The organism is Streptococcus sp. WM07, assembly GCF_004570525.1.
Lineage (GTDB): Bacteria > Bacillota > Bacilli > Lactobacillales > Streptococcaceae > Streptococcus.
In genome coordinates, this window is record NZ_SPPZ01000389.1 from 1 (window position 1) to 214 (window position 214).

1 protein-coding gene is annotated in these 214 nt (G+C 41.6%); it reads right to left on the reverse strand.

Annotation, left to right across the window (positions count from 1 at the left end; all coding sequences use genetic code 11):
* The coding region (locus E4T71_RS09685) for a transposase (protein ID WP_167758544.1) at positions 1 to 214 on the reverse strand (214 nt) is incomplete at both ends.

Below are 214 nucleotides of genomic sequence, written 5' to 3' on the forward strand. Positions count from 1 at the left end.
AAGGATTTAATAGCCCTCTCTGCCAGATTATTAGAGAGAACTAGACGTCCATCTTCCAATACAGTCTTGAATGTGGACTCATAATCTAAACTGTATTTAAGAGCACGGCCTAACTTAGACTCTGGTAGGACATACTGCTCCCGACACCAATCAAAGAATTCTTCCATCAAGGGACGGAGCTCTTCTTGTCGTTTTTGATGTCTGATTTCTGGTT